This window comes from Robertmurraya mangrovi, assembly GCF_034427655.1.
Taxonomy (GTDB): Bacteria; Bacillota; Bacilli; order Bacillales; family Cytobacillaceae; genus Robertmurraya_A; species Robertmurraya_A mangrovi.
Map to the genome: position 1 here is coordinate 82,676 of NZ_JAXOFX010000008.1, position 14,642 is coordinate 97,317.

The following is a 14,642-nucleotide window of genomic DNA, read 5'->3' on the forward strand; positions in this document are numbered from 1 at the left end:
CTATTTGATACTTGAGACATTGGTGGGAATTTTTCAAATCATTTCCCCCTAGAACTAAAAAGTGCACATCCCGTAAAAGATACAACCTTGCAGTATATTAACATTGTAATAGACACTCTAATAGAGTGCCTTCTCATAAATTAATGAATTTAGGAACTGTCACCTACATATTAGCAGCCTGCAATTTAGCTTGCTCTAATACATCTTCTACAATTTATCTATTATTCTAATGCCGCATCTGTTGTTTATCTAGAGAAATCTAATATGGCAAAAACAAGGGGAATTCATTGTGGGTTATCATAGTTCTAATCTAGCACACAAGAAGGTGGTTAGTATTTTATTTAAGAATAATAAAAATGTGATTAAGTATGGATGATTAAAGGAAGCGATTGCCTTATCCAAAAAGAATAAAGGTCAAACTACAATAGTCTCTTTCATCGTAGACCTCTCCTTTTGAATAGAAACGGAAGTAAGCGTGCCAAGTACCACCTGTTTGGCTTGGGTCATTACGAAATCCAGATTCTTGTGAAAAAGATTATAAACGTATTTAAAAGGTCTAATTGGACTATCAAATTTTATATAGGTAATTATATGCAATATTGTTATGGAAGTCGGTTTAAGAAGTACCTTGTGAGGGTTGTTTTATATGGATAATTTATAACTTTAATCCAAATTATTGGGTTTTCCTTAAAAAATATAACTCTGGGAATAATTAGGGAATATAACTTTGAACGGTTGAGGTAGACAAATTAAAAAGAAAGGCGGTTGCTTTCTCAAATTCCAACGTGATATTAAAATCAATACAAGTCTTAACTTATGCTTTAAAGTTATTGTTTGGGTCACCAACAGGGTTAGTGCTCAGATATCCTCCACCCTGTTCTTCCGATAAATTAACAGATGTGTCGCCGTCACCATCTCTCTGTTAACTATAAATTACCAGTAAATTTTATGTCCCTTTTATGGTATTTTTAGTTCTAACCATAACTGGTTAAACTAAGTAAGGTTATGTTGCTTACTATTGAACATAACTTCATAGGACGCACGCCAATAACTCTCTATCCCATCCCTATAATTATCGGAACTTAACAATAAGTCGATTTAGTACACCTTCTAATATATATTATAGGAAGTAAAGTTACATTTGTTGAAATTGTCTCAAATACCAAGTATTCTCAATATTTTGAGACAAAGTAAAAATTTTCAACAAATGAACGCTTCCTAAATTATTTAATAAGTTGCTTCCCAATAGCTTTTATGTATATTCTTCTGGAACTTTCTAATAACAATTTGGCTTAGTGTAATCATTTTTTGGTATTTGGTTTTAAATATACTTTTTGCTGAGCAAACAGAAAATCCCACAAAGAATAAAATCTTTGTGGGATTTATTTTAAAAAATATGTATGGCCACAAACAAGAATCTGCTTAGTGCTGCTATCTTCCGATCCTGACACATTTCGCAGCTCTGTCTTGGCTATTTATATAGTAACAAGTTTCACAGCGAAAATAAACAACTAAATATTGTAAGTAACCTTCATTATACTAAAGAGAACTGTTAAAATATAGCAGCCACCTCACTAACTCTAAGTAACTAAATAAGGGAATGAGCTTTAAGAGATTTAACCTTTAAATTCTTTACTGCACCCTTCTCTAAGAAAATGGTACGATCTGCTAGTGCGGCTGCATCTTCTTGGTCGTGAGTAACAAAAATAGACGTACTATTTGTTTGTTTTAGGATTTCTTTTAGTTCATCCCTAATCCTCATTTGAAGATTTGCATCAAGATTACTGAAAGGTTCATCAAAAAGTAATAGTGAAGGTGCTGGAGCTAAAGCTCGCGCAAGTGCAACTCGTTGCTGTTGACCCCCACTTAGTTCATATGGATAACGTTTCTTATAATCTGAAAGGTTTACTAGCTCTAACACTTCGTTCAATCGTTCCTGCTTTTGTTTCACCTTCATATGGCGAAGGCCGAATTTAATGTTTTGCTCGACAGTCATATGTGGAAAGAGAGCATAGTCTTGAAAAACCATCCCTATCCCTCTTTTTTCTGGTGGAAGGAATGTTCGATCATCAACCATTCTTTTACCATTGATTACAATCATACCGGACTTGGGAATTTCTAAGCCTGCAATCAATCTTAATACCGTACTCTTCCCACTCCCACTTTCGCCTAGAATTGCTATTATTTCACCTTGATCTAACTGAAGGGAAAAATTCTTAATTGTAGGCTGACTTGCATTTTTATATTGATAGACGAGATTCTCTATTTGTACAAACATTTAATTTTGCTCCCCTCGATCAAGTACTTTATGAAAAATAAAGATACATATTCCGCTTATTAAAATGATTAACAATGATGCTGATGCAGCCTCACTTATCATCTCATCATTCGCATAACGGAAAGCTCTTGTAGCTAACGTCTGGAAATTGAATGGCTGAAGTAACATTGTTAATGGTAATTCTTTTAAAATATCAACAAATACTAATATAAATCCGCCAATAATAGCCCCTTTTACCATAGGAATGTCTACTCTTAAAAAAGTCTGAAATGTAGATAAACCAAGAGTTCTTGATGCTTCTGTAAAAGAAGTGCCGACTTTTTCAAAACCGGCTTCAATTGAATTATACCCGACTGCTAAGAAACGTATTACATAAGCGGAAATGAGCATCGTAATACTGGTTCGTAACACAAAGGTTGAATCGAAGTTAAGCAATTTTAGTAGAGATCCTAGCTGACGGTCTATCATTAGAAAGATAGTAATTACACCAATCGCTATAACTGCTCCCGGGACTGAATAGCCTAGAACGGTAACCTTTGAAAGAAATTTAGGTAACATACCCCGATGAATACGTGAGTAATTAGCTATGATCAACCCTACAATCACAATGATTAGTGCGGCTATTGCAGCCGATAAAAAGGAGTTTTTAATCAATATATAAAACTCTTCATTTACAATTTTTTCATATGTTTTTAACATCCAGAAGACTAATTGTACAAACGGGATGAGAAATGCAAGACTAAAGATTGAAAAACAATAACCAAAAGCAAACCATGCCTTCATCCCTTTTAATTGCATTGGCTGAATAGGTCTAACCTTTGTAGTTGAATAACTATATTGTTTTCGTCCGCGTAGTATCTTTTCAAACATTAATATGAAAATAACAACGACCATCAATGTGCCGGCTAATTTAAATGCTGATTCTTTATCCCCCATAGCAAACCAAGTTTGAAAAATGGAGGTAATAAAGGTTTGGATGCCATAATATTTTACAACACCATAATCATTTATTACTTCTAACATCACGATGGTAGCGCTACCAACGAGGGCTGTTTTGGAAATGGGCAACACTACTCTTACAAAAGTTTCAAAAGAATTTGCACCAAGCAATCTTGCATTTTCAATTAAAGATGAAGATTGATTTTCGATAAACCCTTTCGTAATGACAAAAACATAAGGAAAGAGAAACATCGTGAAAATAAAAATGGCTCCTTCCATTGACATCATACTAAAATACTTCTGATTTACTTGATAATCAAACGTATTACGAAGAGTGGATTGAATGAAGCCAGTATAATTGACCATCCCTTGATAAGTGTACGCACCGATAAAAGGTGGTATTGCTAATGGTAAGATTAAACCCCACTTAAAAAAATTTCGAAGTGGAAACTTATAAACCGTAATGATCCATGCTAAACTTGTGCCAATCATGATCGTTGTAAAACCAGTAACAACAGCTAAAATGGTAGTATTATAAAAAATATCAAGTAATATATACTCTTTTATATGATACCAATTCTCATTTGGCTTCGCGAAAAAATGAATAGCAATGAGGATATTAGGTAGAAGAATTATAAAAATAAAAACAAAACTTAAAATGGACCACATATTAATATTTGTTTTTATTTTTTGAAAAAATCTCATAACTACTACACATCCCTACATTAATACAAAAACCAATTCTTGAATTCTTGCTCCAAGATAAGTATACATAAAATAATATTGCAAGTGAATATCATTCTCAAAAAAAGCTGTACCATATCAGCTTTAATATGGTACAGCTCTCTTCTAGAATATTATTATTTCCATCCTACTTCATTAAAAATTTGAATGGCACGACTATTGTTATCTCCAAGAATAGTTAAATTGATATCTTGTTCCTTAAAATCTCCCCAAGAACTTAAAGTTTCAGAAATGCCTGCTTTTGGATTTACTGGATATTCATTGTTTCCTTCAGCAAATAGCTCTTGTGCCTCTACATTTGTTAGGAATTCAATAAACTTAACCGCATTGTCTACATTCTTAGCGTGTTTAACTACGGTTGCACCACTAATGTTAATGTGTGTTCCATTTGTATCCTGATTTGGGAAGAATACCCCTACTTGTTCTCCAACTTTCACTTCTTCAGGATCTGCAGAGTTTAATAGTCTGCCAACATAGTAAGTATTTGAAATGGCAACATCACCTTCACCTGCAACAATTGCTTTAATTTGATCGGTATCTCCACCCTCTGGTGTTCTTGCCATGTTAGATACTATTCCTTTTGCCCAATTTTTCGCCGCTTCTTCCCCATTTAGTTCCATAAAAGAAGCTATTAGAGATTGGTTATAGATGTTTTCAGATGAACGGATTAGTACACGACCTTTCCAAGTATCTTCAGTTAGTGCTTCATATGTAGATAGTTCAGAAGGATCCACACGGTCTTTTGAGTAGACAATGACACGCGCTCTTTGAGTTAAACCAAACCAATGATTTTCTTTATCACGAAGTTTTTCAGGAATATTTGTTGTTAATACATCACTTTTAATTGCTTGTGTTAACCCATCAGCCTTTAAACGAGCTAAATTACCAGCATCTGCAGTAATAAATACATCTGCTTCTGTCGCTTCACCTTCATCTTTTAGGCGCTGCATTAACTCATCTTTCCCTGAAATTACGTTAACTTTAATTCCCGTTTGTTCAGTAAACTTTTTGTAAAGCTCTTCATCTGTATCATAGTGCCTTGTCGTATATAAATTTACAACACCCGCTTTATCCTCTTCTTTTCCTGTTGTTTCTTTCTTCTCATCTGTTCCTTGGTTACATCCCACTAGACCTACAACAAGAACAGATAAAAGTAATGACATAAATACTAACTTTATGTACTTCATGTTTGTTTCCCCCTATGATTATATTTAATTGTTGAATATAATGATATTCATTATCAATTAGGTGTGTTGTTATTATATTAAGAATGAGAATCATTGTCAATACTATCAGCTACTCTTTTCATTCATTTGTACAATTTACTAATCCCTTGACGCTCCCTTAAAACTCTTATATAGTTACCTAGGTAATTAATTTATAAATGAAGGAGTTTTTCATGAACAGTCACGATTTATTTCACTCCATTCATCAGCTTACAAGGCAATTAACAAAGAAACTTAATGAAGCTTTAGAGCCATACGGCTTATATAGTGCACAGTGGTCTGTTTTATATACATTAAAAACAAAGGGTACCTTAACGCAAAGACAACTTTGTGACTATTTAGCCGTTGAAGCCCCTCCAATGACCCGTACCATTCAACGTCTAATAAAACAAGATTATGTTACACAAGTACAGGGTGATGATAGAAGAACGAAATACATTAAATTAACAAAAAAAGCATTGCAGGTATATCCCGAGTGGGAAAATGCCGTTATAAAAATGAATGAACAAGTGATTAATCACTTCCCTCTTTCCTCACAGGAACAATATTGCAAGTTAACATTAGACTGGCTTCACAGCTTAGAGAAGATTTAAAAGAGGAGTTTTATTATGGAAAAACCAAAGTTATGGACTAAAAATTTTATCCTTATTTCAGCAAGTAATTTCTTCGTATTTTAAGCTTCTATTATCTACTAGTCACTTTACCTTTATTTGCTCTACAAGAATTACAAGCTAAAGCTTCTGAAGCTGGTTTGTTAGTTACTATTTTTTTAATTGCTGCGATTCTCATTCGACCATTTGCTAGCCAAGGGATGCGCATCTTAGGAAAAAGAATGATTCTTCTTATATCAGTGATTATTTTCTTCCTCTCTTCAGCACTCTACTTTCTACCTGAATCAATCTTCACTTTACTGATTCTTAGATTTGTTCATGGAATAGGGTTTGGGATGGCCACGACTGTGTGTGGTACGATTGTTGCGGATTTGGTTCCAGATTCTCGTAGAGGAGAAGGTATGGGCTACTTTATCATGTCTTCAAACTTAGCCATGGTAATCGGACCTTTCTTAGGTTTAACAATTATGAATCAATCTGGGGAAACACTTATGTTTACTTTCAGTGCTGTTTTCTCGCTTTGCTCACTAGTCATTTCTCTATTGATTAAATTGCCTAAGGCTACTGATAAAATTAAAGCACCAAAGGAACAAGCTATATTTAGACTATCAGACATTTTTGAAAAGTCGGCTATTAAAATATCTGTTATTGCTGCTTTATTTGCTATCGTCTACTCTTCTATTCTTTCATTCGTTTCCGTATACGCTATAGATCTTGGTTTAATGGCCGTATCTAATTTCTTTTTTGTTGTTTATGCATTTGTTCTGTTACTAACAAGACCTTTTACTGGAAGATGGTACGACCGCTTCGGCCCAAATGTCATTATCTATCCTTGTATCATCCTTTTTGCAGTAGGAATGTTCTTGTTAAGTCAAACCACAACGGCCACTATCTTTTTAATATCTGCAGCTATTATAGGGATTGGATGGGGAACGTTATTTCCTAGCTTTCAAACAATCGCTATTCAGGAAACCTCTCCTGAGCGCAGAGGGTTAGCGACAGCAACATTTTTATCCATATTTGACTTAGGAATTGGGATTGGGTCATTTGTCATTGGTCTTGCTGCAGCGAAAGTGGATTTCCATTCACTATACCTATATGGTTCGTTATATATTTTACTAGGACTTGTTGCTTATTATCTTTTACATGCTAGAACAAAGAAGACGCTATCCTATCAAAATACTTAAATGACTAACAAAAAAAGCGTTTGATAACCAAGCGCTTTTTTGTTTTTTATGTAGAGCTTTCAAGGACATAAAAAACACAGGTTCATCAACCTGTGCTTAACTAACGGATTGCTGTATAGCTGCTGTTAAATATTGTCGCGGTGTTCCAAAATAAACTAACTGATGGTATTGAGGGAATATCGATTCAAATTGAATATAAATGGGCGAATCGAGCAGCCATGGATAATTAGAGTAAAATAATTTATCTCCATACACAATGGCTGTTAAAGCTAAGTTTAGTTCCTTTTTAAATATCATATAACGAATTTTAGAAAACTGTTCGTCAAATTCTCCCCCACTTATATAGACCTTCCCTTTTAAAACGTATTGGCCCATTTGGGGAACCCATTCGGCAAGTACTTCATCCCGAATCTTAGGGTTTATGGCGCCTGTATCATAGCAGTAACCTATCGTTAAAAATAAATCTCCTGTTTCGTCTGAGTGAGTTAACGTATATTTACGCTCATCAACAGGTTTAAATTGTGTGGCAGGCGGTAAATAGGTCGCACTTAGTTTTGATGGATTGAACTTACTCATCGTAAGCATCTCCCCCCAAAAGATATTTTTATCTGTTTAGAAACAGTATATGAAAGTGCTAAACAAACGTGACATAGGCCTAGTTATTCTTCATTTATAAGAAAGTATAGCTCTTTGAAGTTAGACAACTGTCTAGCTCCAGCGCCCAGCGACTAGTGTACTTCGCGCCTCTCCCTACGATAAGTCAACATCGAATCGCTATCGCTCTTCGTGTTTCCTTTATCTCAGTCGAGGCGCTCCAGTCCATACGTCGCTAAACGGGGCACTTCCGCTTTTCTATTTATCTTTTGTTTTTTTTTCCATAACATTTACGTCTCTCACTACCCATTTTCCGTTTTCAAGCAGCCAGGTAGATTCCACAAATGCAATAAAATCAGCGTTGTAAGCGCCACTAATTCTTTGAACCCCTTTTAGGCCCATCTGATTTTCAAGGGGGATTGGTTTTAAGGTGCCAAAAGGTAATACCATAAGCTCGGTCGGCTCATTTAGCTTACCATTGTGGTATAATCCAATCCGCTCATAATCTTCCGCGCGAGATTTAAGATTAAAATGATAGGTTTTATTATTATTTTGAATATTGATTGTAGCCTTATAATGATCTAAGAACTCACTTTGAATAATTAGCGGCTCTGGGACGGTTAGATCCGTTACTTTGAAATCCTTTAACGTATACAAATAATGGTTCGATAATCCACCGCTTCCTCCCGTTTCTACCGTGACAATTAAATCTTTAATGTTATCTTGGTTTAAGTCTTGAAATTGAATCGTTGGTTCATATCCTCCTTCTAGGGGGATTTTATATTTTTTTCCGTCCGATGCTACGATCTCTAGGAAGATATCTTTTAAAAATAAGACTCCTTGCTCAAAGGGTACTCCTTTCATAAATACCGTATCTTTTTTCCCATCCCCCGTAACATCCAAGCGGTCTTTACTAATAATTTGAACTTTATTAGCTTCCTCCACAGCATATACACCTGTTATAGCGGTTAATGACATGAAAAAGAAGGCTGAAAAGGCAAATAATAAATCTCTTTTCATTGAACATTCCTCCCAGACAAATATACAGTTCTATTTTGTCCATTAATGGAAAAATGATGTAAAGAAAAGATTCATAACGACCTTTCCAAGTAAAAAAGGAACTCTCTGACTAGAATTCCTTTTTGAAAATCCATCTAATTAAATTCTTTCCTTGATCAATAGTAAGCTGATTTTCAGAAAGCCCTTTTAGTATATAACGCCAAGATGAGGATAAAACCAGTTGAATAGGTAAGTCTGGATAGGAATTCAAGTTGGATAGAAATTCCTCAATTTTGTCTTCTTTTATAGAAGAGTTTTCCTCACTAAGTAATTTGCAAATATTCGCTTTCACAGCAAAATTTAACCCTGTAATTAGTGCAGCCTCCAATGCCTCTGTTGGCTCATCAAATAAAGCTGCTGCTCCCTCCATTCTATCTAGCATTCGTTGTTCCATTTCGTTTCTGATCACTTCGTAAAGCTTTAATTTTGAACCAAAATGGTGATACACGGCACCTGTAGTCATATTTGCTTTAGCCGCTAACTCCGTAATGTTCACTCCTTTATAACCTTTTAAACTAAACTCTTCTAAAGCTACTTTAATTAATGTTTCTTTATTTGATCCTGGTATTGGTATCCACTCTTTCATAAATTTATCATATCATATTGACACTCTAGACGTAAATGAATTATGCTAAACATATTCAGATTACGTCATACATAAATAAGTTATATCATTTTTATAAGGAGGCTTAACAAATGAAATTGATCTTTTTATTTTATCCAGTAAAAAATCTTAAAGAATCATTAGCCTTTTACAGAGAAAAAATGGGGTTTGAAGAAGCTTGGCGTGAAGGCGAGCATACCGCTGCCTTATATTTACCTGGTACTGATGTACGATTAATGCTAGAAGATGAGGTAGAAAATGAAGGTTTACCTGCTGGTGGTGTGTTTCTTGTAGATAGTGTAAATCGATACTACGAAGAAAATCAAAACGAATTAAATTTTATTAAGCAGCCTGTTGACATTCCTCCTGGACGTTTTGCTATATTCAAAGATAATTCGGGTAATGTGATTCGAATTCTTGATTTTTCTAATGAAAATTAAAGATTAATAGAAAAAAACTCGTCGAAATGGACGAGTTTTTTAAATGCTATTTTTCTACTGCGAAACATATGCTACACGCTTTACCGCACCGAATATGACCATAGCGGTTAAAACAGCAATCACAACACCCACACCAAAGCGACTGAAACCAAATGCCTCACTAACGGCTAATAAAAAATAACAAACCTTCTGTCTAGAGTGACAGAAGGTTTACTAATTATTTCTATTCTTGATTAGTTGATTCTACTTTAGCTTCAACTTTCCATATCGTTTCTGCTTTCCCTACTTCGGTCTCATCCATAATGAACGATCCGTTAGAATAGCGGTCATTATTTCTAAGATCAGAGGATTGAACACTTTCAATTTTTCCTTTGGCAGCTTCTACGAAAATCATGTCTGAATCCTTCGTTAATAGAGCACCAATCACTCGATGAGGATTCGATTTTAACTCTCGTAACATGACGACACCACGTTTGGCACGAGATGTTATCTCAAATTCATCTAACTTCATTCTCTTAATAGCCCCACGTTGAGTTACAATAACTACACTTTGAATACGTGGGTCATCAACGATTTGTCCACCAGTAACGAAATCGTCTTCTTTTAAATTTATCCCTTTTACTCCTGCTGCACGTGCACCCACAATGTTTACTTCATCTTCAGGGAATCTGAGACCGTAGCCTAAGTGGGTAGCCAAGAACAATTCTTTTGTGCCATCTGTAATGTGTACATCTACCACTTCATCATTCTCTTTAAGATTAATTGCAACGAGCGGCTTAGAGTACCTTGACGCTTTATAATGCTGCAACTCAGTCTTCTTAACCATTCCATTTTTCGTAATAAATAGGAGGAATGCTTCTCTTGCAAAATCATTGATAGGAAGTACTCGGATAATGGACTCATCACGATCAATTGGAATGATATTTGCAATGTGCTGACCAAGATCCTTCCAACGAATGTCTGGAAGCTCATGAACAGGGACATATAAGTAATTCCCTTTATTCGTAAACAAGAGAACCACATCTGTTGTATTGACATCTAATTGAGCGATTAGACGGTCCGAATCTTTCATACCGAAATCTTGACCGTTGGATGCTGCATAAGAACGAGGACTCGTTCTCTTCACATATCCTTCTTTCGTAACCGTTACAATGACATCTTCACTAGCTACTAAAACTTCTAGGTTAATTTTAATTTCTTCTATTTCTGCTTCAACAATTGTACGTCGGTCGTCTACAAATCGCTTTTTCACATCTTTTAATTCTTTTTGTATAACAGAAAATAGTTTTTTATCACTCTCTAAGATTGCAGTTAGTTCAGCAATTCTTTTTGCAAGCTCTTCTGCTTCTGCTTGTAATGCTGTAATGTCTGTATTCGTTAAGCGGTAAAGCTGTAAAGAAACAATCGCTTCGGCCTGTGCCTCACTGAAAGCAAACTGTGAAATTAAGTTATCTTTAGCATCTCTTTTATCTTTTGAAGCACGGATGGTCGCAATGACTTCATCTAAAATCGACAAAGCTTTCATTAACCCTTCAACAATATGTTGACGATCTTTAGCCTTTTGAAGGTCAAATTGCGTTCTTCTCGTTACCACTTCTTTTTGGTGATTAATGTACGCATCTAAAAGTTCTCTTAAACCCATTAACGTAGGTCTGCGGTTATGGATAGCAACCATATTAAAGTTATAGGTAATTTGAAGGTCACTATTTTTATATAAATAGTGTAGGACACCTTCAGCATCGGCTTCTTTTTTCAGTTCGATGACGACTCTTAATCCGGTACGGTCTGTTTCGTCACGAACTTCCGCTATACCTTCTACTTTACGGTCTAATCGGAATTCATCCATTTTCTTAACAAGATTGGCTTTATTCACTTCAAACGGGATTTCAGTTATGACGATTTGTTGCTTTCCACCACGAACCGTTTCAATCTCCGCTTTCCCGCGAATAATAAACTTTCCTTTACCTGTTTCATATGCCTTCTTGATTCCTTCGACCCCTTGAATAATACCACCAGTAGGGAAGTCAGGGCCTTTAATAATGGTCATTAAATCATCCACGGTACAATCAGGCTGATTCATACGCATGATAACCCCGTCAATAATCTCACCTAAATGATGTGGGGGAATCTCTGTTGCATAACCAGCTGAAATACCCGTTGAACCATTCACTAAGAGGTTAGGGAACATGGCTGGTAAAACGGTTGGCTCATTTGAAGTATCATCAAAGTTCGGGACAAAATCTACTGTTCTTTTTTCAATATCACGTAATAACTCGGTTGAGATAGCAGAAAGCCTTGCTTCCGTATAACGCATCGCAGCAGGAGGATCTCCATCAATACTTCCGTTATTTCCATGCATTTCAACTAACAAGTTTCTAAGCTTCCAGTCCTGACTCATACGAACCATAGCATCATACACGGAAGTATCTCCGTGCGGATGGTAGTTACCAATTACGTTACCAACTGTTTTGGCACTTTTTCTAAACCCTTTTTCATGGGTATTTCCTTCTACATGCATCGCGTATAAAATACGTCTTTGTACCGGTTTTAATCCATCACGTGCATCTGGAAGAGCTCGATCCTGGATAATGTATTTACTATATCGACCAAAGCGATCCCCTAGAACATCTTCTAACGGGAGATCTCGAAATTTTTCTACACTCACTGATCAGCTACCTCCTCCATAACAGAAATATTTTCATTTTCTAAAATACTTCCGTCTTCTTCTAAACCGAAGGCAACATTGGATTCAATCCATTTACGACGAGGTTCAACTTTATCTCCCATTAACGTTGTCACACGTCGTTCCGCTCTAGCGGCATCATCAATTTTTACTCGAATTAAGGTTCTAGTCTCAGGATTCATGGTTGTGTCCCATAATTGGTCCGCATTCATCTCACCTAGACCTTTGTAACGTTGAATCATGTATCCTTTGCCTATCTTTTTAATGGCATCTTGAAGATCGTCGTCACTCCAAGCATACTCAATCACTTCTTTTTTTCCTGTGCCTTTACTTACTTTGTAAAGAGGAGGAAGAGCGATATACACTTTTCCAGCTTCGATCAAAGGCTTCATGTAGCGGTAGAAGAACGTTAACAATAACACTTGAATATGTGCACCATCCGTATCGGCATCGGTCATAATGACTACTTTGTCATAGTTAACTTCTTCAACATTGAAATCAGCTCCGATTCCTGCACCAATAGCATGGATAATCGTGTTGATTTCTTCATTTTTGAAGATGTCTTGTAACTTTGCTTTTTCCGTATTGATTACTTTCCCACGAAGAGGCAAGATCGCTTGGAAACGTCGGTCACGCCCTTGTTTCGCTGAACCACCCGCTGAGTCACCCTCTACTAAATAAAGCTCGTTCTTTTGAGGATTACGAGATTGTGCGGGAGTAAGTTTACCTGATAAAACCGCTTCCGAGCGTTTTTTCTTTTTCCCACTGCGAGCATCCTCACGAGCCTTTCTTGCCGCTTCACGTGCTTGAAAAGCTTTAATCGCTTTTTTAATAAGGAGTGTCCCAATATCAGGGTTTTCCTCAAAAAAGTAAGCTAAATGCTCAGATACAATCGAATCAACAGCTGATCGTGCTTCACTTGTCCCTAATTTACCCTTTGTTTGACCTTCAAATTGGAGTAGTTCTTCCGGCACACGAACAGAGATAACCGCTGAAAAACCTTCTCTAATATCTGCTCCATCAAGGTTTTTATCTTTTTCTTTTAGCAATCCAATCTTACGAGCATAGTCATTAAAGCTACGTGTAAGAGCTGTTTTCGCACCAGCTTCGTGTGTACCGCCATCTTTTGTACGGACATTATTTACAAATGAAAGGACATTTTCGGAGTATCCATCATTAAATTGAAAGGCAAAATCGACTTCAATTCCTCCATTTGCTCCTTCAAAACTAATGACAGGATGTAAGACGTCCTTTTCTTCGTTCAAATATTGAACAAACGCTTCGAGTCCATTTTCATAATGAAAGAGCTCTCTTGCGCCATGACGCTCGTCAATAATTTCTATTTTCATCCCTTTTAAAAGGAAAGCAGATTCTCTTAGGCGCTCACATAATGTTTCGTAGTTATAAGTCGTTGTTGAAAAAATGGAACCATCAGGCTTAAAGTGTATCGTCGTTCCCGTTTGATTCGTTTTCCCGACTTTTTCAAGGGTTGTAACAGGCTTACCGCCATCTTCAAAACGTTGCTCATACACAAAGCCATCTCGTTTAATTTTAACAACTAACCACTCAGATAAAGCATTTACAACAGATGCCCCTACACCGTGTAAACCACCACTCGTTTTGTAACCGCCTTGTCCAAACTTCCCACCAGCATGGAGAACAGTTAAGATTACCTCCGGTGTTGGTTTACCCATTTTGTGCATTCCAGTCGGCATTCCGCGACCTTTATCTTCCACACTAATGGAATTGTCTTTATGAATTTTTACAATTATTTGATCTCCATGTCCCGCTAATGCTTCGTCCACGGAGTTATCTACGATTTCATAAACAAGATGATGAAGACCTCTGGAATCCGTACTCCCAATATACATTCCAGGGCGTTTTCGTACGGCCTCTAAGCCTTCTAGTACTTGTATGGCATCATCATTATATTCAAAAGCTTGCTGATTTTTTGCCACGAACATACCCCTTTCAATTGTTGCAAACACGTTTATATCTTTGTATGTAATCGTTCGTATACCCGTATATGTATTCGTCCTTAAAAAGATATTTCCCTTTAATTTTTATACATTTACCAGACGAAAGAACATGTGTTCTGCACTTATTTTAGCATAATCTGAAAAAGCGTCTATGCTATATTGTATATATTTATAGACATTTGGCAAATAGGTTATTTAAAAACTGCAATATTTTGTAAAATATTCACCTATTTTGCTCTCTCCTATTTAAGGATTGCATTAAAATGAAAAACTGTCCATAAAAAAATTCATTTCCATC

12 protein-coding genes and 1 other RNA gene are annotated in these 14,642 nt (G+C 36.0%); 3 read left to right on the forward strand and 10 right to left on the reverse strand.

Annotation, left to right across the window (positions count from 1 at the left end; genetic code table 11):
* Positions 1–1,386 precede the first annotated feature (1,386 nt).
* The 4 genes from ffs to SM124_RS13365 all read right to left on the reverse strand — a co-directional run bounded on the left by ffs (position 1,387) and on the right by SM124_RS13365 (position 5,148).
* Positions 1,387–1,480, reverse strand: an RNA gene (ffs, locus tag SM124_RS13350) — signal recognition particle sRNA small type.
* Positions 1,481–1,588: 108 nt separating this feature from the next.
* On the reverse strand, positions 1,589–2,278 hold the full coding sequence (locus tag SM124_RS13355; protein ID WP_322447019.1) for an ABC transporter ATP-binding protein: 690 nt from the start codon (positions 2,276–2,278) through the stop codon (positions 1,589–1,591).
* Positions 2,279–3,922 (reverse strand): ABC transporter permease, encoded by a 1,644-nt coding sequence (locus SM124_RS13360; RefSeq protein ID WP_322447020.1) that lies wholly within the window; start codon positions 3,920–3,922, stop codon positions 2,279–2,281. It lies immediately after the preceding gene.
* A gap of 155 nt (positions 3,923–4,077) precedes the next feature.
* The gene (locus tag SM124_RS13365; RefSeq protein ID WP_322447021.1) at positions 4,078–5,148 is read right to left on the reverse strand and encodes a Fe(3+) ABC transporter substrate-binding protein; all 1,071 of its coding nucleotides are present in this window, start codon (positions 5,146–5,148) and stop codon (positions 4,078–4,080) included.
* A 212-nt stretch (positions 5,149–5,360) separates the two neighbouring features.
* On the opposite strand from SM124_RS13365, the gene SM124_RS13370 reads away from it, so the two are divergent.
* Positions 5,361–5,780, forward strand: a complete 420-nt coding sequence (locus tag SM124_RS13370; RefSeq protein ID WP_322447022.1) for a MarR family winged helix-turn-helix transcriptional regulator — start codon at positions 5,361–5,363, stop codon at positions 5,778–5,780.
* Positions 5,781–5,857: 77 nt separating this feature from the next.
* The gene (locus SM124_RS13375) at positions 5,858–6,985 is read left to right on the forward strand and encodes an MFS transporter (protein ID WP_322447107.1); all 1,128 of its coding nucleotides are present in this window, start codon (positions 5,858–5,860) and stop codon (positions 6,983–6,985) included.
* Positions 6,986–7,081: 96 nt separating this feature from the next.
* Here the strand turns inward: SM124_RS13375 and SM124_RS13380 are convergent, their stop codons facing one another.
* The 3 genes from SM124_RS13380 to SM124_RS13390 form a co-directional block, all read right to left on the reverse strand.
* Entirely contained in the window at positions 7,082–7,561 is a 480-nt protein-coding gene (locus SM124_RS13380) for a staygreen family protein (RefSeq protein WP_322447023.1), read from the reverse strand.
* A 276-nt stretch (positions 7,562–7,837) separates the two neighbouring features.
* On the reverse strand, positions 7,838–8,599 hold the full coding sequence (locus SM124_RS13385; protein ID WP_322447024.1) for a YybI family spore inner coat protein: 762 nt from the start codon (positions 8,597–8,599) through the stop codon (positions 7,838–7,840).
* A 109-nt stretch (positions 8,600–8,708) separates the two neighbouring features.
* The gene (locus tag SM124_RS13390; RefSeq protein ID WP_322447025.1) at positions 8,709–9,224 is read right to left on the reverse strand and encodes a TetR/AcrR family transcriptional regulator; all 516 of its coding nucleotides are present in this window, start codon (positions 9,222–9,224) and stop codon (positions 8,709–8,711) included.
* A 110-nt stretch (positions 9,225–9,334) separates the two neighbouring features.
* Here SM124_RS13390 and SM124_RS13395 point away from each other — a divergent pair, with 110 nt between their 5' ends.
* On the forward strand, positions 9,335–9,682 hold the full coding sequence (locus SM124_RS13395; RefSeq protein ID WP_322447026.1) for a VOC family protein: 348 nt from the start codon (positions 9,335–9,337) through the stop codon (positions 9,680–9,682).
* Between the two features lie 54 nt (positions 9,683–9,736).
* Here the strand turns inward: SM124_RS13395 and SM124_RS24100 are convergent, their stop codons facing one another.
* The 3 genes from SM124_RS24100 to parE form a co-directional block, all read right to left on the reverse strand.
* Complete coding sequence (locus SM124_RS24100) at positions 9,737–9,814, reverse strand: hypothetical protein (RefSeq protein WP_407691408.1); 78 nt, start codon at positions 9,812–9,814, stop codon at positions 9,737–9,739.
* A 91-nt stretch (positions 9,815–9,905) separates the two neighbouring features.
* Positions 9,906–12,347, reverse strand: coding sequence for a DNA topoisomerase IV subunit A (gene parC, locus SM124_RS13405; RefSeq protein WP_322447028.1), 2,442 nt, complete (start codon positions 12,345–12,347; stop codon positions 9,906–9,908).
* Positions 12,344–14,323, reverse strand: a complete 1,980-nt coding sequence (parE, locus tag SM124_RS13410; RefSeq protein WP_322447029.1) for a DNA topoisomerase IV subunit B — start codon at positions 14,321–14,323, stop codon at positions 12,344–12,346. The genes parC and parE overlap by 4 nt, the downstream gene beginning before the upstream one ends.
* Positions 14,324–14,642: the final 319 nt, after the last annotated feature.

Excerpts from the sequence above, each read along its gene's own strand:
- SM124_RS13360 (WP_322447020.1), bottom strand. The coding sequence starts at position 3,922 with ATGAGATTTTTTCAAAAAATAAAAACAAATATTAATATGTGGTCCATT.
- SM124_RS13395 (WP_322447026.1), top strand. The coding sequence starts at position 9,335 with ATGAAATTGATCTTTTTATTTTATCCAGTAAAAAATCTTAAAGAATCA.
- SM124_RS13370 (WP_322447022.1), top strand. The coding sequence starts at position 5,361 with ATGAACAGTCACGATTTATTTCACTCCATTCATCAGCTTACAAGGCAA.
- SM124_RS13355 (WP_322447019.1), bottom strand. The coding sequence starts at position 2,278 with ATGTTTGTACAAATAGAGAATCTCGTCTATCAATATAAAAATGCAAGT.
- SM124_RS13390 (WP_322447025.1), bottom strand. The coding sequence starts at position 9,224 with ATGAAAGAGTGGATACCAATACCAGGATCAAATAAAGAAACATTAATT.
- SM124_RS13385 (WP_322447024.1), bottom strand. The coding sequence starts at position 8,599 with ATGAAAAGAGATTTATTATTTGCCTTTTCAGCCTTCTTTTTCATGTCA.
- SM124_RS13365 (WP_322447021.1), bottom strand. The coding sequence starts at position 5,148 with ATGAAGTACATAAAGTTAGTATTTATGTCATTACTTTTATCTGTTCTT.
- SM124_RS13380 (WP_322447023.1), bottom strand. The coding sequence starts at position 7,561 with ATGAGTAAGTTCAATCCATCAAAACTAAGTGCGACCTATTTACCGCCT.